The organism is Rhizobium skierniewicense (genome assembly GCF_014196515.1).
In the GTDB taxonomy this organism is placed as follows: Bacteria; Pseudomonadota; Alphaproteobacteria; order Rhizobiales; family Rhizobiaceae; genus Agrobacterium; species Agrobacterium skierniewicense.
Genome location: NZ_JACIDV010000020.1, coordinates 1 through 19,659 on the forward strand (window position 1 = coordinate 1; position 19,659 = coordinate 19,659).

The window sequence follows — 19,659 nt, forward strand, 5'->3', positions numbered from 1 at the left end:
ATCTCGAGAGCCGTCTGTTCGGGAGCAGGTTTCTTCAACATGTCCCAATGAATCATAACCCCCCCGATGTGACCAGGGGTTTGTCAGCAGTCTGAGCCCCGCAAGCGGGGCTTTTTATTGTCCAGATTTGACAAGATCAGAATGTCAGGGCGCGGTCGCCATTCTCGTCCTTGATGCGGCTTGGCAAGCCGATTTTGTTGAGAATGTTCAAAAACGGCTGCGGTGGAAGCTCTTCCACATTTGCCATCTGCTTCACGTCCCATTCGCCCGATGCGATCAGCATGGCCGCTGCAACCGGCGGAACGCCTGCTGTGTAGGAAATGCCCTGGCTGCCCACCTCGTTGTACGCGTCCTTATGGTCGGCCACGTTGTAAATGAAGACTTCGCGCTTCTGGCCATCCTTGATGCCCTTCACGACATCGCCGATGCACGTCTTGCCGACATAATCAGGTGCCAGCGACGACGGATCGGGCAGCACGGCCTTGACGAGTTTCAGCGGCACGACTTCCAGACCCTCCGCCGTCTTGACAGGCTTTTCGGAGAGCAGGCCAAGGTTCTTCAACACCGTGAAGACGTTGATGTAGTGATCACCGAAGCCCATCCAGAAGCGCACATCGGCACCATCCATGTTCTTGGACAGCGAGTGCACTTCATCATGGCCAGTCATATAGGCCTTCTGCTTGCCGACGACGGGCAGATCGAATTCCTGACCGACCTCGAACATCTGGTTCGTCTGCCACTGGTTGTTCTGCCAAGAATAGACGACGCCGGTAAATTCGCGAAAGTTGATTTCCGGGTCGAAATTGGTCGAGAACCAGCGACCGTGGCTACCGGCATTGATGTCGACGATATCGACCGACGTGACCTTGTCGAAATACGCGTCCTTGGCCAGACGCGCATAGGCGTTGACCACACCTGGATCGAAACCGACACCGAGAATGGCAGTCACGCCCTTTTCCTTGCACTCGGCCGCGCGCTGCCACTCGTAGTTTCCATACCAAGGCGGATTTTCGCAAATCTTGGCTGGATCCTCGTGGATGGCAGTATCCATATAGGCAACACCGGTGTCCATGCAGGCACGAAGAACGGACATGTTGACGAAGGCAGAACCGACATTGATGACGATCTGCACGCCAGTCTTCACGATCAAGGCTTTCGTCGCCTCGATATCCATCGCGTCAAGCGCATGGGCCTCAAGCTTTACGTCGGTCTTGAGGCTGTTCTTTTCGCGTACGGACTCGACAATCTTGCGGCACTTTTCCAATGTGCGTGACGCAATATGAATGTCTCCCAATACATCGCTGTTCTGGGCGCACTTATGCGCCACGACCTGTGCTACGCCACCGGCGCCGATGATGAGAACGTTCTTCTTCATTTCAGGTGATGCCTCCTTTTCCCCGTAGGGGTGAGCTTGCGGATGATGTTAGGATAGGCTCTGCTGAAAATCAGCAAAGTCGAATTCACGAACGGCACGGACAGAGCCGTCCAGTTCCCTGATGGCGATGGTCGGCATCTTGACGCCGTTGAACCAGTTTTTCTTGACCATGGTGTAGCCTGCCGTGTCCTGGAAAGACACGCGGTCGCCCACCTTCAGTTCATTTTCGAAGCGGAACTCGCCAAACACGTCGCCTGCAAGGCAGGACTTCCCACAGACCATGTAAGCGTGGTCCCCTTCATTGGGGGAAACCTTGGCTGTTTCGCGGTAGATCAGCAAATCCAGCAGATGCGCCTCGATCGAGCTATCGACGATGGCGAGGTTCTTGCCGTTGAACAAGGTGTCAAGAACGGTGGTTTCCAGTGTCGTGCTCTTGGTGATCGAGGCTTCGCCGGGTTCGAGATAAACCTGAACACCGTATGTCTGCGAAAACTCCTTGAGGCGATCACAGAAGCGGCCGATCGGATAATTGTCGCCCGTGAAGTGAATACCGCCACCCAGGCTCACCCATTCCGCGCGCGTCAGAAGCGTGCCGAATTTTTCCTCAATCTGGCCCAGCATGCGGTCGAACAGTTCGAAATCGCCATTTTCGCAATTATTGTGGATCATGAAGCCGGAGATGCGGTCCATGACCTTCTCGACCTTCGTCACATCCCATTCTCCCAGACGGCTGAACGGCCGGGCCGGATCGGCAAGATCGAAGGTCGATGAGCTGACCTGCGGATTGAGGCGCAGACCGCGCGTGATGCCAGACGCCTTGTCTGCGAAACGCTCCAGCTGACTGATCGAATTGAAGATGATCTTGTCGGCATTGCCGACGACCTCATCAATCTCGTAGTCGGCATAAGCCACGCTATAGGCATGCGTTTCACCGCCAAATTTTTCGCGGCCCAGACGCACTTCGTAAAGCGAAGACGATGTGGTGCCATCCATATATTGCGACATGAAGTCGAACACCGACCACGTCGCAAAGCACTTGAGCGCCAGCAATGCCTTGGCACCGGATTTCTCGCGCACATAGGCAATCTTCTCCATGTTGCGAAGAAGCTTGGTCTTATCGATCAGATAATAGGGTGTCTGCAGCATCGGTCTGTCACACGTTCTGTAATGTCTGGGTTATGGCATCTTGAGAGGGGCCTTATATGATGCTTGTGACAGGAAAACAAACCCGCACACGAGATTCTGCAATCACTCTGTTTTTTATATCTGCAGGCGCTCACCAACGGAACAAAACCATCAGAGACACGTTCAAAGCTCAAGTGTGGGCCGTGGATACGGCGTTTTGACTTCATTCAAGCAAAGGAAACATCATGGCGACGGTTCGCAACGTGGAAGACAAGGTACGTGAAACTCTCGAAAGCGGAGAAGCTGCAGACGTGTCTGCTCAGCTGGCCCAGCTGCGTGAAGATTTGGCCAACCTCGCTGGTAGCGTGAAGGCGCTTGGCGCAGGCGTATCCCACGATGTCAAGGCACGAGCCGCCCGCGCAGCCGACGACGCGATGGCCGCCGGTGAGCAAACCGTTGAAACTGTTCGCAACGAAATCCAGTCGCTCAACGACAATCTGACCTATCAGGTTCAGAAGAACCCGTTGCAGTCTTTGGGAATCGCAGTGGCTGCGGGCTTCCTGATCGCGCTCGTCACCCGCAAGTAAGGCAGCAACATGCTTCAAACGCTGCTGCTCTATATCGGCGATACCCAGCGTGAAGGTCAATTGGTAACGCGCCGGATCAAGTCCACAATCATTTTATGGACATTGGCCGGCGTGTTTTTCCTGATTGCCTTCATCGCGGCAATCGTCGGTGGTTCCATCTACCTGGCGAAGGAAATTGGCGCTGGACCCGCAGCTCTGGTGATTGCGGGCAGCGCCTTCCTGCTCGGCGTCATCATGCTGGTCACTCTTTCCATAAAACGTAGACCTCGCGTCTACGCGGCAAGGCCGGTTCTGCCGCTGGCAGCAGCGCCCCTCGCGGCACAATCACTGTTGGGGGGTGCGCTGGGCGCCAGACCCATCGTGACGCTACTGACAGCGATTGCACTCGGGTATATCGGCACTAGAACGACGATCCTGAAGAAGAAATGATCACCCTGAAAGCCGCCCTCGACTAGAAGGCGGCTTTTCCTTTTCATCCGCAATAAATTCCACTGCCCTTCTGCCGACAAAATGTTAGGCAGTTTGCCAACACGTCTTTTAACGGAGAGAATGTTGGATGCGGAAAAAAGTCCTTGTCGTCGGCGGTGCCGGATATATCGGTTCCCACACATGTCTACTGCTGGCCGACCGGGGATATGAGCCTGTCGTCTTCGACAATCTTTCCAACGGTCACGAAGAGTTCGTCCGTTGGGGACCCTTCGAGCAGGGCGATATCAGAGACAAGGCCCGCCTTAATGAGGTCTTTGCGAAACACCAGCCTGAAGCCGTACTGCATTTTGCCGCTTTGATTGAAGTTGGCGAATCCGTCAAAAACCCCGTCGCCTTCTACGATAACAACGTCACCGGCGCATTGACCCTGCTCTCCGCCACGATCGACGCTGGGGTCAAGGCTTTCGTTTTTTCCTCGACATGCGCCACCTATGGCCTGCCGGAACGGGTACCGCTGGACGAAACGCACCCCCAGGCACCGATCAATCCTTATGGCCGCACCAAATGGGTGGTCGAGCAGGCGCTGAAGGACTACAGCACCTACAAGGATTTGAAATCCGTCATGCTGCGTTATTTCAATGCGGCGGGTGCGGACTTCGAAGGCCGTATCGGCGAATGGCACAAGCCTGAAACCCACGCCATACCGCTGGCCATCGAGGCTGCGTTGGGCCGCCGCGAGGGGTTCAAGGTGTTCGGCACGGATTACGATACGCGCGACGGCACCTGCGTCCGCGACTATATCCACATTCTCGATCTGGCAGACGCGCATGTTCGGGCGGTCGATTATCTCTTGAATGGCGGCGAAACAGTCGAACTCAATCTCGGCACTGGCACCGGCACAACGGTGAAGGAACTGCTTGACACGATCTCGGAGGTTTCGGGCCGTCCTTTTCCGGTCGAATATGCCGACAGGCGCGAGGGTGATTCAACGACGCTCGTGGCCAATAATGACAAGGCTCGTGAGGTCTTGGGCTGGGAGCCGCAATATACGCTGACAGATATCATCCGCTCAGCATGGCGCTGGCACTCGTCCCGCAATGACAGTGTGTAGGCTGCAGCCTTCCAGTCGCGCAAAAGAACACCGGCCGTGTGGCCGGTGCTTCCCGCTATAAGAACGCTCTCGTAGCTCCTCTCCCAGGTAACCGTATTATGGCTTGGGCGCGGTCGTGGTTGTGCCGCCGGTTGCAGCGGGAGCCGCAGCCCCTTCTTCGGCCTTCTTTTCCTTCATCGTGACGAACTCTGGGGCAGCCTTCAATGTTTCGGCTGTCTCGGTCGTCGTCAGACGAACAGTGCCGTCTGCTGCATCGCGGGTTACCGTCAGCTTGTCCATGGGTACGGCAACGTCCTTGGCACCGATACCGAGGAACCCGCCGACGCCGACCACAGCCGCGACGATTCCGCCGTTTTCTTCCATGATGAGGTTCGTCACGCTGCCGATGCTTTCGTCGGCGGACGTGTAGACAGCGTTGCCGATGTAATCATTCGCACTGATCTGGTTTGCGGCTTGCTGAGTAAGGTAGGCGCCACCCGAAGATGCGGTCGAGCTAGGCATCGCAGGTGCTGCTGGCGTCGCGGGCGCGGTTGCGCTTGGGGCGGCAGGTGCCGTGGTCTGGGCCATTGCCATCGGAGCGAATGCGGTCGAACCCAGCAGCGCTGCAGAGATGAGTGTCGCAAATGTCTTTTTCATTGTAAAAACCTTTCCTTGATCCTCGATGTGTCACTAGCCCGGAGCGGTAAACCCGTTTTCTGTGTGGGCCTGTTGAGTAGAAAACGGAGGAAAAAGGGATTGGTTCCGCCAAAGTTTTAGGCATATTAGAACGAATCAAATTTCGAAAATGACCTATACCCCTGAGTATAAGTAGGGATTGCGTGGCGTAATCGCTTCGGACATTCTACGGCTCGCCCACCTTAACGTCAGCTCCAGCCTAACCCGGCGAGACAATGCCAAACGCACTCATGACCAAATTCAGACAGCGCCTAGCCAATTTTTTTCCCACGGCGACAATAAGCGTTTATCTCGTTGTTATGACTGCGGTAATCACACTTCCGCTGATTATATTCGTCGGTTATCTGATGCTGAAACTGGAGGCGGGCGAAAGAGATGACCTTCAACGCGAAGCCGTCGAGGATGCGCGCTCGATCAGCCGTAACGTCGATCGTCGTCTTCAGGAAATGGCAACGTCTCTTAATCTGCTGTCACAGTTTCCCGAGCTCGAAAGCGGCGACCTCTCGGCTTTTCACAAGCGAGTGAGCGAAAGCCTCCAGCGGCAGGGCCTCTACGTCATCGTTGCGAAATCAGATGGCAAACAACGACTGAACACGCGTGTGCCTTTCGACCAGCCGCTGGGAAATGTGCCCGAGGACCTGAGAATTAAAGACATCATAACCGGTGCCCGGATCGTCGTGTCAGACATATTCTTCGGTAAGACCAGCAAGGAGTGGGTCTTCAACGTCATGCGCCCGCTTCCATCTGCGCTGAGCGCAACCGGCGACGTTTTGATGATGACCCAGAATGCGCGAGATCTGAGCGGGCTGATCAACGACGACGGTTTGCCGCCAGGATGGACGATTGCCGTTCTGGACAGCGACAACCGCGTCGTCGTCTCAAGCAATCCAGACGCCGCAACCACGGGAAATATTCTTACCCGGCCAATCGCACTTGACCAGATGCGGGCTTTAAGCGGTAGCTTCGAGGATGAGGACGGCACAATTCATGCCTATTCGCAGCTGGCCGGATGGTCCTGGAAAGCGGTCGTGTGGGGGCCAGCTGATAACACGCGCTCGGCGCTTGCAAGCACATGGCGCAAAATGATGGCGGGCAGCCTGTTACTCGTCATCATCGCCATCACCGGCGCCTATCTGGTCGGCGTGCAACTGCGCGGCTCCATCCGCGAACTCGTGGAGATGGCAGGACGCATCGGCGAGGGGAAAATCGTCGCGCCGCTGGACACAAAAATCAAAGAGGCCAATCAGGTCGCCATCGCTCTCTCCAACGCGTCTTTTGATCGCAGTCAGGCAGAAGACCAGACACACCTCATCTTGCAGGAGCTTGTCCACCGCTCCAAGAACCTGCTGACGCTGGTCCAAGCCATGATGCGCCAGCTGGCGCGCGAGAATACGACAGTGGAGGAGTTCCAGAAAGCCGTGGATTATCGCCTGCGCGGACTGGCCATGTCCATTGGCGCCTTGGCCGAGGTGCAATGGCAGGGCGTGCCGATGCGCAAGCTGATCGAAAACCACATCCAGGTCTTCGGCACTGCCATCAATCAGGTCAAGATCAATGGTCCGGACTTCATGCTATCACCGGAAGCTGCCCAGAATTTCGGTCTCATTTTGCACGAGCTCGCCACCAACTCGATGAAATATGGGGCTTTGTCCACGAAGGCTGCCGTAGTCGAACTGACCTGGACCCACCCACAAGGCCGAAAGGACGATCACGATCTGTTGACCATCGACTGGAAAGAGGTCGGCGGTCCCGCAGCTATCGAACCGACATCGACGGGTTTTGGCAACACCATCATAAAACGACATGCGGAAACGGCGTTTTCTGCCAATATTTCAATAGAATACACCGAGGCTGGATTCCGCTGGACACTCACCGCGCCGATCCGTCACTTCCTCACCCGGAAAGATACATCCCCGGTCGATTAAAAAGATGGGATGGCCTGGAACAAAAAATCGGGTGCGCCGTTATTGATGCAAGCCAAGCCACTCCCCGTCCCCGCCTGAGGCTTGGCGCAACAGGTTTTGCCCCTGAAAACCTGTCATGAATAGCACGGCTCTCCGGAGCCGTGCTTTTTTGTTTGGGTCAACCGTTCCGGTTCTGCGTCCCATCAAATCCACTTGTTTCAATCGGCGATAGCGTTGCCAACACCGATCGTTCGGTGGCGGACACGACGCGTTAGAGCGTTTCCTTGTTAAATTGAAACGTTCTAGACAGTGATATCAGGTCGGAAGAGGTGCCGGGAAACGCAGGAAGTAGTCGATGTTGTCGGTCGAGACACCGTACTTCGCCTCACCACCCAGTGCGGCAGGGACAACCTTTTCGAGAACAACACTGCCAAAGTTGCTGCGCTTGCTGCCATCCTCGGACGACATCAAGATCGCAGAACCGCCCAGAGGCTCGATCCAACGCACTTCGAAGAACTCACCGTCCTTGCGACAATCGAGTGTGATCGGTGAATGTTGCGACAGGTTGCCACCATGGCTGACGGTGTTGACCACCAGCTCGTGGAACGCGAGGCCGACATAGAGCGCGCCGTTCGGGTTCAGAAGGAGGTTCTCGCCCACCATCTTGATCAACTGCGGATATTCGGGAAGGTAAAGGTCAGACTGCTGCTTTAACAAATCAAAGATGTCGGCACCGCGCCAATCGGAATCCGTGATGAGATCCTGCGATTGCGCCAACGCATGCAGACGGCCTCGAAATTTACGCAGGAAATCGTCTTTTGTGAAACTGAACCGGGCCGTCTGGGCAGACAGGCTCTGGATGATGGCAAGCAGGTTCTTGGAGCGGTGGCTGACTTCGCGCAAAAGCGAGCGCAGCAATTGCTCACGCCGGCGTTCGACCGTCATCTCCCTGATCGTCGTCTTCAACACGCGCAGGCCGGACATGTTGACCGTGGAATAGACGTGGAACTGAAACACCCTGTCTTTGCCGGCGGTGACTTCCAGCATGCCGCGGCTACCAGCAGCAGTCAGGTCCTTCTTCAGCTCCGCCAGGCGACCGGCAATGTCCTTGCCGAACATGGACAGGTCTGTCGGCGGTTCGGCGGAGCTCGATGGGAAAGCCCAAACATCGGGAAGGTTCGCGATAAAGATATACTCCTTATCGCGGTCTTGAAGCATGACCGTTTCATCGGAATCGAGGAGAGCGAGCACGAGTGAATCGTGAAGCTCCCCCTCGTCCCGCTCACCATTATGCCACGCCAGCCGATGCAATACGATCTCCTAACGGACAACAGCGATGGTCGTCGCTACGCTCGAAACAACATAACGACGTCAACGCCGGACTATAACCCGGGTTCCAAATTATTCGACGGTGAGTTCTATATTTCAAGCGGCGACACGGGAGCTTTCATTGAAGAAGAGAGCCTGGCTGATAAGTGCCTTGACCATATCCGGGTTAAACGGCTTGGTCACCAGAAATGTCGGCTCAGGGCGTTCACCTGTCAACAGGCGCTCGGGGAAGGCGGTGATGAAAATGACCGGCAGAGTTGTCATCTGCAGAATTTCCTTCATCGCTTCCAGACCGGAACTTCCATCAGCCAGCTGGATATCGGCGAGAATCATCTTTGGCTGGGTGCGGTGGAAGAGTTCGAGCGCTTCCTTGTGGGTACGCGCAATGCCGGTGACGTTATGGCCCAGATCGGTGACCATCTGCTCGATGTCCATGGCGATCAGAGGTTCGTCTTCGATGATCATGATATCGGTTGCGACCTGACGGGCGATTTCGGATGCCGCTTCATCGATCAGCTTTCCAACTTGCGATTCAGGAACGCGCAAAATCTCGGCAACCTCTGCAACCGAGAATTCTTCGACCGTCGTCAACAGAAAAGCCTGACGCGGTACTGCGGGGACGGCCGAAAGGTTTGCCGATGCACGCTTTTCCCAACCCGTGAGGTTTTCGTCGCTTTTGATGTTGAGCGTTACGGAACTAAAGATGGATACAAACAATTGATAAAGCGAAACACGGTCGTTGCTGGTCTGCGGGAAAATGCTGACATCGGCAATCAGGGCTTCGAGGCTGGCGGCGACATAGGCATCGCCAGTGGATTGTGAACCGCATACGGCACGCGCAAACCTGCGGAGATAAGGCAGATGTGGTGCGATGCGTGTAGAAACTGACATGGAATACTCCCCTGGCTCATGCGGCTTGCACTGCAAACCTAAACGATTAAACGCCACACTTCAAAAAAAGTTCCACCGGATGTGGAACTATTTTTTCCTTTGTGCATTGTTAGCTGCGTCACCAAAGGAATACCGGAAATCATGAACATGTTTCAATCGGACCAGGATCCATCTGACAGAGGAACATCTCCCAATGTTCCCGATTCGGGTCGCGCTGTCATATCCAAGAAATTACGCGAATTGTATGATGCAGTTCAGGATGAGGGCATACCCGACAAATTTCTCGACCTCCTTGAAAAGCTTGACGAAGCTGAGAACAACGCAAAAGCTTCGAGGCGCTGATGGTCACGGAAACGAGTCAGAACGAACACAATTTCAAACGCGAAATGTTGGCAGCCCTGCCAAATCTTCGCGCGTTTGCCATCTCTCTTATCAGATCCCGTGATCGCGCCGACGACCTCGTGCAGGACACGATCATGAAAGCGTGGGCCAAACAGGAAAGTTATCAACCCGGCACCAACATGCGTGCTTGGCTCGTGACCATCCTGCGCAATGAATTCTACAGTCAGATCAGAAAATCCGGCCGCGAAGTTCAGGACACGGACGGCGTTTACACATCGCGCCTTTCCGTTCCGCCTGAACAGCATGGTTCAGTCGATTTGCAGGATTTCAAAACTGCCCTTGCAAAGCTGCCCGAAGACCAACGCGAAGCGATCCTTCTGATTGGCGCGTCGGGCTTCGCCTACGAGGAAGCAGCCGAGATTTGCGGTTGCCCCGTCGGCACCATCAAGAGCCGCGTCAGCCGTGCACGTCTTCGTCTCCAGGAGCTTCTCGGCATTCAGGACGAGAACGAGTTCGGTCCCGATGCGCAGGTAGCGGCCGTCACCTCTGTGGCTGCCATTCGCTAAAGTGGAAAACCCACAATAAGGGCGCGGCTGAACAGTCGCGTCCTTTTATATTCCAACATCTTTGACTGACTGCATGACCACGAATGTCGATGTGTTGGCAACGCACGGCAGGCTGGAAATTTTTTCGCCCAGAACCTGTCTGTATTTGCGGATGTTGGTGGTGCGCACCTTCAAGAGGTAATCGAAGGCACCGGCGATCATATGGCACTCCTCCACCTCCTTGATCTTACGGACGGCCGTGTTGAAGTCCTCCAAAGCCTTTTCCCGTGTATCCGAGAGCTTGACTTCGGTGAACGCGATATGCTCGAGCCCCAACTTGGCCGGATTGAGCATGGCGCGAAAGCCAAGAATGTAACCTTCATCCACCAAACGTTTCAGCCGTGTCTGGCACGGGGTCTTCGAAAGACCGACCTGTTTGGACAATTGAAGAATGGACATGCGCCCATCGTCGCTCATAGCCTCCAGAATTTTCAGGTCAAAGTGATCGAGATTGCCTGCTTCTACATGCTTTATCATCCATATGTTCTTTCAGATCGACAATTATAAGTCTATTTAACCTGATATACCGCTAAAATAAGACCATAGCAATTTCAGCAGTAATGATATTCTGACGGCGAAAAAACGGCGCCGAGATCGAGAGCGCACGTGACCGATATCAGGGACCGGACCGATGGCCGAAAATCTAGCTGGACTTGCGACCACAAACACCGACGAAGCAGGCGATGTTTTCGCCCGGTTCGCGCCACCGCTGCGACCGCAGAGCGCATTGCGCAAGGCCATTACGTCAGCCTATCGCCGCGCGGAGCCGGACTGTGTTGCCCCCCTCATCGAAGCAGCAACCGTTTCGCCTGAGCAGGCTGAAACCATCCGCGCCACAGCCCGCAAGCTGGTCCAGGCTTTGCGATCCAAGGCGAAAGGTACCGGTGTCGAAGGTCTGGTGCAGGAATATTCGCTGTCTAGCCAGGAGGGTGTGGCGCTGATGTGCCTTGCCGAGGCGCTGCTGCGTATTCCCGATTCAGCCACCCGCGACGCGTTGATCCGCGACAAGATCGCCACTGGCGATTGGCGATCGCATCTGGGTGGTGGTCGTTCCCTGTTCGTCAATGCCGCCACCTGGGGGCTGGTGATCACGGGCAAGCTGACATCCACCGTCAACGACAAGAGCCTGTCGACAGCCCTGACAAAGCTCATTTCCCGTGCCGGAGAGCCGGTCATTCGTCGTGGTGTGGATATGGCCATGCGGATGATGGGCGAACAATTCGTGACGGGCCAGAACATCGCCGAAGCCATCAACCGTTCCAAACCGCTGGAGGCCAAAGGGTTTCAATATTCCTACGACATGCTGGGCGAAGCCGCGACCACAGCCAAGGACGCGGAACGCTACTATCGAGATTACGAACAGGCGATCCATGCCATCGGCAAAGCCTCCGCCGGGCGCGGCGTCTATGGCGGGCCCGGCATTTCCATCAAGCTGTCTGCCCTCCACCCGCGTTACGTTCGCCCACAGGCACAGCGCGTAACGGATGAACTTTTGCCGCGTGTGAAATCCCTGATGCTGCTGGCAAAGCGCTACGACATCGGCCTCAATATCGATGCGGAGGAAGCCGACCGGCTGGAGCTATCGCTCGACCTTCTGGAAAGCATTGCGCTGGATCCAGAACTCGGCAACTGGCAAGGCCTCGGCTTCGTCGTGCAGGCCTATAGCCGCCGTTGCCCCTTCGTGCTGGACTACATCATCGACCTTGCCCGCAGATCGGACCGCCGCATCATGGTGCGCCTGGTCAAGGGTGCTTATTGGGACGCGGAAATCAAGCGGGCGCAACTGGATGGTCTCGAAGACTTCCCCGTCTTCACCCGCAAGGTCCACACGGACGTGTCCTACATCGCCTGCGCGCGCAAGCTGCTGGCGGCGCGCGACGTGATCTTCCCGCAATTTGCGACCCACAATGCGCAGTCGATGGCGACCATCTACCACCTTGCTGGACCGGATTTCAAAATCGGCGATTATGAATTCCAATGCCTGCATGGCATGGGCGAGCCGCTCTACAATGAGGTCGTCGGAAAACACAATCTCGATCGCCCCTGCCGCTTTTATGCGCCGGTCGGAACACACGAAACGCTGCTCGCCTATCTGGTGCGTCGCCTTCTGGAAAACGGCGCCAACTCCTCGTTCGTCAACCGCATCGCCGATCCGAATGTCCCCGTCGATCTGCTGCTGGAAGACCCGGTAGCCGTGGTCGAAGCCATGCCAGCACCCGGTGCGCAGCACGACAAGATTTCCAGGCCTGCCGATCTCTATGGCGCGCGCGCCAACTCTTCGGGGCTGGATCTCGCCAACGAAGACACCCTCGCCTCACTCTCTCAAGCACTGTCGGCCAGCGTTGAACATCAATGGAGCGCGGCTTGGCAACATGCCACGGGTCCTGCTCGACCTGTTCTCAACCCCGGTGATCGGAATGACGTCGTCGGCTTTGTGACGGAGCCGACCGAAGAGGATGTTACCAAGGCGCTTGAGACAGCCGCCGCATCCACATGGTCACAAACCGGTGTTGAAGATCGTGCCGCATGCCTCGAAAAAGCGGCCGACCTGATGCAGGCGAGATTGCCGACACTGCTCGGTCTCATCATGCGCGAAGCTGGAAAGTCGGCGCCCAATGCCATCGCCGAAGTGCGTGAGGCTATCGACTTCCTGCGCTATTACGCAGCAGAGGCTCGCAACACATTTGGCGTGCAGCGACAGGCGCTTGGACCCGTCGTCTGCATCAGCCCGTGGAATTTCCCGCTGGCGATCTTCATCGGTCAGGTCGCGGCAGCGCTGGTGGCTGGCAATCCGGTTCTGGCAAAGCCCGCGGAAGAAACGCCGCTGATTGCCGCAGAAGGCATTCGCCTGCTGCATGAGGCCGGCATTCCTGCAGATGCCGTGCAGCTTCTGCCGGGCGATGGCAAAACCGGTGCGCAGCTGGTCGGCGCCACACAGACCGCAGGCGTGATGTTCACCGGTTCCACGGACGTTGCACGTCTCATTCAGAAACAACTTGCCGAACGCGTATCAAACGACGGTCAGCCCATTCCGCTGATTGCCGAAACCGGCGGCCAGAACGCCATGATCGTCGATTCCTCGGCTCTGGCCGAACAGGTGGTGGCCGATGTTATCGCCTCGGCGTTTGACAGTGCGGGTCAGCGTTGCTCGGCGCTACGGGTTCTGTGCCTTCAGGACGATATCGCCGAGCGGACATTGACGATGCTCAAGGGCGCTTTGCATGAGTTGCGCATCGGCAGGACAGACCAGCTGTCGGTCGATGTCGGCCCGGTCATCACGCTGGAAGCCAAGGACAATATCGAAAAACACATCGAATCCATGCGTAGCCTTGGCAACCGCATCGAGCAGATTGCCCTTGCCGGAGAGACGGACAAAGGCACCTTCGTGCCGCCAACCATCATCGAGCTGACGTCGCTGTCCGATCTCAAGCACGAAGTGTTCGGCCCGGTGCTGCATGTCATCCGCTTCAAGCGCGAAAAACTCGACCGCTTGATCGATGACATCAACGCCACGGGGTACGGCCTGACATTCGGCCTGCATACCCGCCTCGATACGACGATCGCGCATGTCCTGTCACGCATCAAAGCGGGCAATCTCTACGTCAACCGCAACATCATCGGCGCGGTCGTCGGTGTTCAGCCCTTCGGTGGACGCGGCCTTTCCGGCACCGGCCCGAAGGCAGGCGGCCCACTTTACCTGGGACGTCTGACGCGATCAGCCCCTCATGTCGCGCGCAACGGTCAGCAGAACGACACGTCCGTGACCGATCTGGCAAACTGGCTGGATACAAAAGGCAACCCAGTTGCGGCGGAAACCGCGCGCCTCTCCGCCAAGCTCTCCGGCCTCGGTTTCGAGACGGAACTCGCAGGCCCGGTGGGTGAGCGCAATCTGTATGCCCTGCATCCGCGTGGCCACGTTCTTCTGGCTCCACTGACGGCGCAGGGATTGTTTCGACAGCTGGCGGCAGCGCTTGCAACCGGCAATACGGTCGCAATCGACAAGCAAGCCGGTCTGGAGACGGAACTGACAGGCCTGCCATCGAGCGTCGCCGCGCGCATCACCTGGTCGGATGATTGGACCAAAACCGGACCCTATGCCGGCGTGCTGGTGGAAGGTGATGCTGACAGGGTGCAGCAGGCCAATGCGCACATTGCGGAACTGCCCGGCCCGCTCCTTCTGGTTCAGGCGGCAGTGACGGCAGCTTTGCAGGGCACCGAACAGCCATATAATCTCGATTGGCTGCTGGAAGAGGTATCCGTCAGCGTCAACACGACAGCGGCGGGTGGAAATGCCAGCCTGATGTCGATTGGTTGAACCGGATCGGCTGGCGGGAAATCTCGCCAGCCGATTTTTCCGTTATTCGATGTCGAAGGTCACGCCCTGAGCAAGCGGCAGCGCCTTGGAATAGTTCACCGTGTTGGTGGCCCGGCGCATATAGGCCTTCCAGGCATCGGAGCCGGATTCGCGACCGCCGCCGGTCTCCTTTTCGCCACCGAAGGCTCCGCCAATTTCCGCGCCCGATGTGCCGATGTTGACATTGGCAATGCCGCAATCGGAACCGTCAGCCGCCATGAAGCGCTCGGCCTCCTGAAGATCACGCGTGAAGATGGACGAGGAAAGGCCAGCGGCAACGGCATTGTGGTCACTGACGGCCTGATCAAAATCGCTGTATTTCATCACATAGAGAATCGGCGCGAAGGTTTCTTCCAGAACAGGACCAACCTGCTTGGGCATCTCGACCAGGGCAGGCTTGACGTAATAGGCCGTCTCCTTGCCAGCGTCAGCCACCCGTTCGCCGCCAGTGATGACACCACCATGTGCCTTGGCGTCTTCCAGTGCCCTCTGCATGCCATCGAAAGCAGCCTTGTCGACCAGCGGGCCGACGAGTGCGGAGGTTTCCAGCGGGTTACCGACGGACACGGACGCATAGGCCTTCTTCAGACGCGGAACCAGCTGGTCGTAAACGCTGTCGTGTACGAAAAGACGACGAAGCGTGGTGCAGCGCTGACCGGCCGTGCCCATGGCACCGAAGGCGATGGCGCGCAACGCCATGTCGAGATCGGCAGAGGGACAGACGATACCGGCATTGTTACCACCAAGCTCCAGAATGGCGCGGGCAAAACGCTTGGCCAGACGCGGGGCCACATCGCGGCCCATACGGGTGGAGCCGGTGGCCGAAACAAGCGGCACTTTCGGGTGATCGACCAGCGCTTCGCCAACGGTGCGGTCACCGATGATGAGCTGGCTGAGACCTTCAGGCGCATCTGCGAAGCGGGCAGCGGCGCGCTCGAAAATACCCTGCACGGCAAGGGCGGTCAGCGGCGTCTTTTCAGAAGGCTTCCAGACCACGGAATTGCCGCAGACGATGGCGAGTGCTGCATTCCATGCCCAGACGGCGACGGGGAAGTTGAAGGCGGAGATGACACCAATAACGCCAAGGGGATGCCAGGTTTCCATCATGCGGTGGCCGGGGCGTTCCGTTGCGATCGTCAGGCCATAGAGCTGGCGGGACAAGCCGACCGCGAAATCGCAGATATCGATCATTTCCTGCACTTCGCCCAGTCCCTCGGAAGGTATCTTGCCAGCCTCGAGCGAGACCAGACGACCGAGGTCATCCTTGGCGGCACGCAGTTCTTCACCCAGCAAACGCACCAGTTCGCCGCGCTTGGGCGCTGGCACCAGACGCCATGTCTTGAAAGCGGCATCCGCCTTTTCGATAATGACAGCCACATCGCCTGCCGATACCGTCTTCAGCCGGGCAATCTCTTCGCCGCTGACGGGGCTGAAGGAGGCCATGTCACCGCCCTGATAAAGCTTAGGAGAAACGCCCATCTTGGCCAGAAGCGCTGCGGCTTCCTTGACGACATCGACCTTGGCTGCTGATTGGCTCATTATGATGGCTCCTTGGTTTCTGAACGCTGGATATTGACGCGAGACAATACCCGTTTCATTCTCTTTCCTGATCATATACGGGTTCAAGTGCCGTTTTCAAATGAGGAAACCGGTTCGGTTGATGCGAGACAGGAATGGACACACGCAGACGGCTTGTTCCCGATATCGTCACTTTGCAGGCGTTCGAATGTGCTGCACGGCACGGCAACTTTACGCGCGCTGCCGAAGAGCTGAACCTGACGCAAAGCGCCGTCAGCCGCCAGATCAGCGATCTGGAGGCACAGACCGGCATGTTGCTGTTCGAGCGTATCCGCCGCCGCGTGGTGCTTTCGGATGCCGGGCGCAAGTTTTTGCCCGACGTCCAACGATTGTTGCAGCAGTCGGAGCAACTGATGGTGCGCGCGGTCACCGCCGGAGCGTCCAGTGCCTCGCTATCCATCGCCACGCTGCCGACATTCGGTAGCCGATGGCTCACCCCTCGCCTTCACAAATTCATGGCCGCACGCCCCGATACGGTGCTGACGGTGGGCTCCCGCTCCCAGCCTTTCGACTTTGACGAAGAGGGCTTCGATATCGCCATCCATTACGGCCAGCCGATCTGGGCGCACGGCACCTGTGCCTTTCTGTGTAACGAGGTGATTGTGCCTGTTGCGAGCCCTGCCCTCATGGCGTCTCGCCCTGTCGAAAGCCATGCGGATATGCTGGAAGGCCCGCTTGTGCATGTCACAACCCGGCCGAAATTATGGAAAGAATGGTTCGAGATGAACGGGCTTGCCGCCGAAAACGCCTACCGCGGTAGCCGTTTCGACCAGTTTTCCATGCTGATCGAGGCCGCTGTCAGTGGTCTCGGATTTGCACTTTTGCCGAAATACCTGATCGAGGCCGAACTAAAATCCGGATTGTTGAATGTGGTGTTCGACGTGCCGCTGCAAACCGAAAACAGCTACTATATCGCCCTGCCCGAAGGACGGCAGGACAATGTGCTGGCGCGCGCGTTTCAAAACTGGTTGCTGGACGAAGTGGGCACGCCGGTCTAACCGACCATCATCACAGGCGATTGCGGAAAAACGGGTTCCAACGCACGACACCGAGACGGATCTTCTCGCGCATCATCGTCAGCAATCCGGCAGAGGCGATGACAACCAGGCCGGAAATCGCGAGTGTATCCGGATATTCTCCGAAGAAGGATGCACCGATAGCGACGGCCCACAATATCTGAGAGTAATGCGATGGTGCGATCTGGCTGGCGGGTGCGATCTTCGTTGCCGTCAGCAAGGTGATCTGGCCGATGGCGGTGCACATGCCGATGACGATGAAGGCACCGATCTGGTTCAGCGTCGGCACCTGGAATTCCGGGATCATCAGGATGCCATTGAATGTCAGACCGTAGATGATCAGCACACCCATGATCGATGTCCGCTTTTCGCGTCCCGCAAGCGAGCGCAGGAGAACGATGGTCAGGCCTGCCAGAAAGGCAACGCAAAGTGCTGCGAAATGGCCAAGCTCCAGCGTTTTGAAGCCGGGCCGCACAACCAGTATCACACCAACGATGCCTGCCATGACGGCAGACCACCGCCATAGCCCGATGTCTTCCTTCAGCACCAGCGCCGACAGAATGGTGACGAAAAGCGGAGACAGGAAAATCAGCGCATAGGCTTCCGCCAATGGCACACTGGTAAAGGCGTAGATGCCCAGAATACCCGCAAACAACCCTGAGATCGCGCGACCATGCACAGCCCATGGCCGGCTCATGCGCCAGAAGTACCGCCAGCGCTCGTCTTTCGGCTTTAAAAAGAAAATCAGGGACGCCGACGACAGAATGCTGAAAAAGCCGATTTCGAAGACGCTGACGTGCGAGCCGAGCGACTTGATGGTGGCGTCTCCACAGGAAAAGCTGGCATAGGCGAGCAAGCCCAGTAGAAAACCTTTTTGCATGATAACCGCTCCCGCAGCGACAGCCGGGTGGCATGGAAAGAAACTCAAAGGCCCGGCGTGAACGCTATCTCCGGGTTCTGGCTACGCCTCACATAGCAAGGGCGCAAGGCGCCGAGACGAAAAAACCGTTCGGCTGCCTGCCTTATCGAACCTCAGCACATTTCGGGGTCGATGGTGTAAAGCTCATGCGCCCGCGCAAATCCGCGCAACGCATAGCGCCCGATGGACACCATGAGGCTTCGCATATTCTGCGGGCACATTTCCATAAACTCGCGCGACATGACGGTATCGCGATCGACCGAACTGCAGAGGCTGCTGATGCGGCTGACCATGTTGACGGCAGGTCCCACGACGGTAAAGTCGAGGCGGTTGCGGCTGCCGATATTGCCGTAGAAGACTTCTCCCACATGCAGGCCGAGATAGACGTCTGTCGTTGGCAGGCCCTCCAGGCGGCGCCTGTTGTTCAACACCGTCAGATTGGTGCGCATGGTGATTTCCGATGCCAACGCCGCCGCACATCCGGAGCTTTGGTCGACATCGCGAAAAATGGCCAGCACCCCGTCCCCGATCAGTTTCAGCACGCTGCCGCCGTGGGCATGGATGGCATCGATGACAAGACCGGCATAGTCGTTGAGAAACGGAATGATCTGGTCTGGTTCGGCGCGGTCGGAGATACCGGTGAAGTCCCGCAGATCGGAGAACCACAGAACAGCATCGATCCGTTCGACCTCGCCGCGGGTAATCGTGCCGCTCATCACCTTTCGGCCCGCATCGCGACCCAGATACACATCGCTGATGGTGCCTATGATGCGCATGCAGGACGCGGCTTTGAATGCCAGCGCAAGCGTCGGCAAAAGCATGCGCAACGCGGCAAGCTCATCGTCGTGAAAGCCTTCGGGATGCCGGGTCAGCCATTGCGAGTAGAACGCATTCATTTCACCGATGCTGCCGCTTTCGGTAAAGCGGTGGATCGTGGCCAGATAGTCAGTGTGGCCAGCGCTCTTCAACTCGCCGAGTTTTCGAAAAGCCAACTCCTCACCCAGGAAAAACCGATATCGGGCTTCGTTGGCATTGTCTGTGATCAGGCGGAAAAACACCGAACTTTCCCAAGCCTCACGCGCCGTCCCATCGTCGGTAAAATCATAGACGCTCGACGATTCGAAAACGTCGTGGCTGTCCCAACGAAAGGCATGTCCTTCGAAATCCGGGTGCAACGTATCCATCAGGATCAAGGCCGAGGAAATACTGATACCGGCTGTGTTGCACCTCTCGCAGAACCCCGACAGCAAAACCTCCTCCGCCTGTCCCTCATAACCCTGCTGCGAAAGCCAAAGCGCGATGTCGGAAAGACTTGATGGCTGGATCATGAACGGGGACATTCCCTTGGAGAGCGCAGAAGGCAACGAAACAACGCTGGGTGCCGACCAAGCGTTGCCTTGCTTTCGTTGTGTTTACAAC

The 19,659-nt window shown here is 57.1% G+C and carries 17 protein-coding genes; 8 read left to right on the forward strand and 9 right to left on the reverse strand.

The window, feature by feature from the left end; genetic code table 11:
• Positions 1-136: 136 nt before the first annotated feature.
• A complete protein-coding gene (locus tag GGQ73_RS21725) occupies positions 137-1,375 on the reverse strand; it encodes a saccharopine dehydrogenase family protein (RefSeq protein ID WP_183897828.1) in 1,239 nt (412 codons plus the stop codon).
• 48 nt (positions 1,376-1,423) lie between these two features.
• Entirely contained in the window at positions 1,424-2,521 is a 1,098-nt protein-coding gene (locus GGQ73_RS21730; RefSeq protein WP_183897829.1) for a carboxynorspermidine decarboxylase, read from the reverse strand.
• A gap of 224 nt (positions 2,522-2,745) precedes the next feature.
• Here GGQ73_RS21730 and GGQ73_RS21735 point away from each other — a divergent pair, with 224 nt between their 5' ends.
• The 3 genes from GGQ73_RS21735 (at position 2,746) to galE (ending at position 4,627) form a co-directional block, all read left to right on the forward strand.
• Positions 2,746-3,087: a DNA-binding protein gene (locus GGQ73_RS21735; protein ID WP_183897830.1), complete on the forward strand. Its 342-nt coding sequence runs from the start codon at positions 2,746-2,748 to the stop codon at positions 3,085-3,087.
• A 9-nt stretch (positions 3,088-3,096) separates the two neighbouring features.
• On the forward strand, positions 3,097-3,516 hold the full coding sequence (locus tag GGQ73_RS21740) for a hypothetical protein (protein ID WP_183897831.1): 420 nt from the start codon (positions 3,097-3,099) through the stop codon (positions 3,514-3,516).
• A 127-nt stretch (positions 3,517-3,643) separates the two neighbouring features.
• On the forward strand, positions 3,644-4,627 hold the full coding sequence (galE, locus tag GGQ73_RS21745) for a UDP-glucose 4-epimerase GalE (RefSeq protein ID WP_183897832.1): 984 nt from the start codon (positions 3,644-3,646) through the stop codon (positions 4,625-4,627).
• 96 nt (positions 4,628-4,723) lie between these two features.
• Here the strand turns inward: galE and GGQ73_RS21750 are convergent, their stop codons facing one another.
• Entirely contained in the window at positions 4,724-5,263 is a 540-nt protein-coding gene (locus GGQ73_RS21750) for a PRC-barrel domain-containing protein (protein ID WP_183897833.1), read from the reverse strand.
• 254 nt (positions 5,264-5,517) lie between these two features.
• On the opposite strand from GGQ73_RS21750, the gene GGQ73_RS21755 reads away from it, so the two are divergent.
• Positions 5,518-7,227 (forward strand): sensor histidine kinase, encoded by a 1,710-nt coding sequence (locus GGQ73_RS21755; RefSeq protein WP_183897834.1) that lies wholly within the window; start codon positions 5,518-5,520, stop codon positions 7,225-7,227.
• Positions 7,228-7,521: 294 nt separating this feature from the next.
• Here GGQ73_RS21755 and GGQ73_RS21760 read toward each other — a convergent pair whose 3' ends face one another.
• Together GGQ73_RS21760 and GGQ73_RS21765 are read right to left on the reverse strand one after the other, a co-directional pair.
• A complete protein-coding gene (locus GGQ73_RS21760) occupies positions 7,522-8,517 on the reverse strand; it encodes a sensor histidine kinase (RefSeq protein ID WP_178111596.1) in 996 nt (331 codons plus the stop codon).
• A gap of 114 nt (positions 8,518-8,631) precedes the next feature.
• Positions 8,632-9,426 carry a response regulator gene (locus tag GGQ73_RS21765; protein ID WP_174154055.1) on the reverse strand — a complete coding sequence of 265 codons (795 nt, stop codon included), beginning with the start codon at positions 9,424-9,426 and terminating at the stop codon, positions 8,632-8,634.
• A gap of 141 nt (positions 9,427-9,567) precedes the next feature.
• On the opposite strand from GGQ73_RS21765, the gene GGQ73_RS21770 reads away from it, so the two are divergent.
• Together GGQ73_RS21770 and GGQ73_RS21775 are read left to right on the forward strand one after the other, a co-directional pair.
• Positions 9,568-9,768 (forward strand): NepR family anti-sigma factor, encoded by a 201-nt coding sequence (locus tag GGQ73_RS21770; RefSeq protein WP_045228288.1) that lies wholly within the window; start codon positions 9,568-9,570, stop codon positions 9,766-9,768.
• The gene (locus GGQ73_RS21775) at positions 9,768-10,334 is read left to right on the forward strand and encodes a sigma-70 family RNA polymerase sigma factor (protein ID WP_174154056.1); all 567 of its coding nucleotides are present in this window, start codon (positions 9,768-9,770) and stop codon (positions 10,332-10,334) included. Before GGQ73_RS21770 ends, GGQ73_RS21775 begins: the two co-directional genes overlap by 1 nt.
• Before the next feature lie 45 nt (positions 10,335-10,379).
• Here GGQ73_RS21775 and GGQ73_RS21780 read toward each other — a convergent pair whose 3' ends face one another.
• Positions 10,380-10,850: an Lrp/AsnC family transcriptional regulator gene (locus GGQ73_RS21780; protein WP_174154057.1), complete on the reverse strand. Its 471-nt coding sequence runs from the start codon at positions 10,848-10,850 to the stop codon at positions 10,380-10,382.
• A gap of 154 nt (positions 10,851-11,004) precedes the next feature.
• Here GGQ73_RS21780 and putA point away from each other — a divergent pair, with 154 nt between their 5' ends.
• Complete coding sequence (gene putA / locus GGQ73_RS21785; protein WP_183897835.1) at positions 11,005-14,688, forward strand: trifunctional transcriptional regulator/proline dehydrogenase/L-glutamate gamma-semialdehyde dehydrogenase; 3,684 nt, start codon at positions 11,005-11,007, stop codon at positions 14,686-14,688.
• 42 nt (positions 14,689-14,730) lie between these two features.
• On the opposite strand, the gene amaB is transcribed toward putA, so the two are convergent.
• The gene (amaB, locus tag GGQ73_RS21790; RefSeq protein ID WP_183897836.1) at positions 14,731-16,266 is read right to left on the reverse strand and encodes an L-piperidine-6-carboxylate dehydrogenase; all 1,536 of its coding nucleotides are present in this window, start codon (positions 16,264-16,266) and stop codon (positions 14,731-14,733) included.
• Positions 16,267-16,400: 134 nt separating this feature from the next.
• Between amaB and GGQ73_RS21795 the strand changes: the two genes are divergently transcribed.
• Positions 16,401-17,303 (forward strand): LysR family transcriptional regulator, encoded by a 903-nt coding sequence (locus GGQ73_RS21795; RefSeq protein WP_183897837.1) that lies wholly within the window; start codon positions 16,401-16,403, stop codon positions 17,301-17,303.
• Between the two features lie 10 nt (positions 17,304-17,313).
• Here GGQ73_RS21795 and GGQ73_RS21800 read toward each other — a convergent pair whose 3' ends face one another.
• The gene (locus GGQ73_RS21800) at positions 17,314-18,201 is read right to left on the reverse strand and encodes a DMT family transporter (protein WP_183897838.1); all 888 of its coding nucleotides are present in this window, start codon (positions 18,199-18,201) and stop codon (positions 17,314-17,316) included.
• Between the two features lie 152 nt (positions 18,202-18,353).
• The gene (locus GGQ73_RS21805) at positions 18,354-19,568 is read right to left on the reverse strand and encodes an adenylate/guanylate cyclase domain-containing protein (protein WP_178111597.1); all 1,215 of its coding nucleotides are present in this window, start codon (positions 19,566-19,568) and stop codon (positions 18,354-18,356) included.
• Between the last annotated feature and the right edge of the window lie 91 nt (positions 19,569-19,659).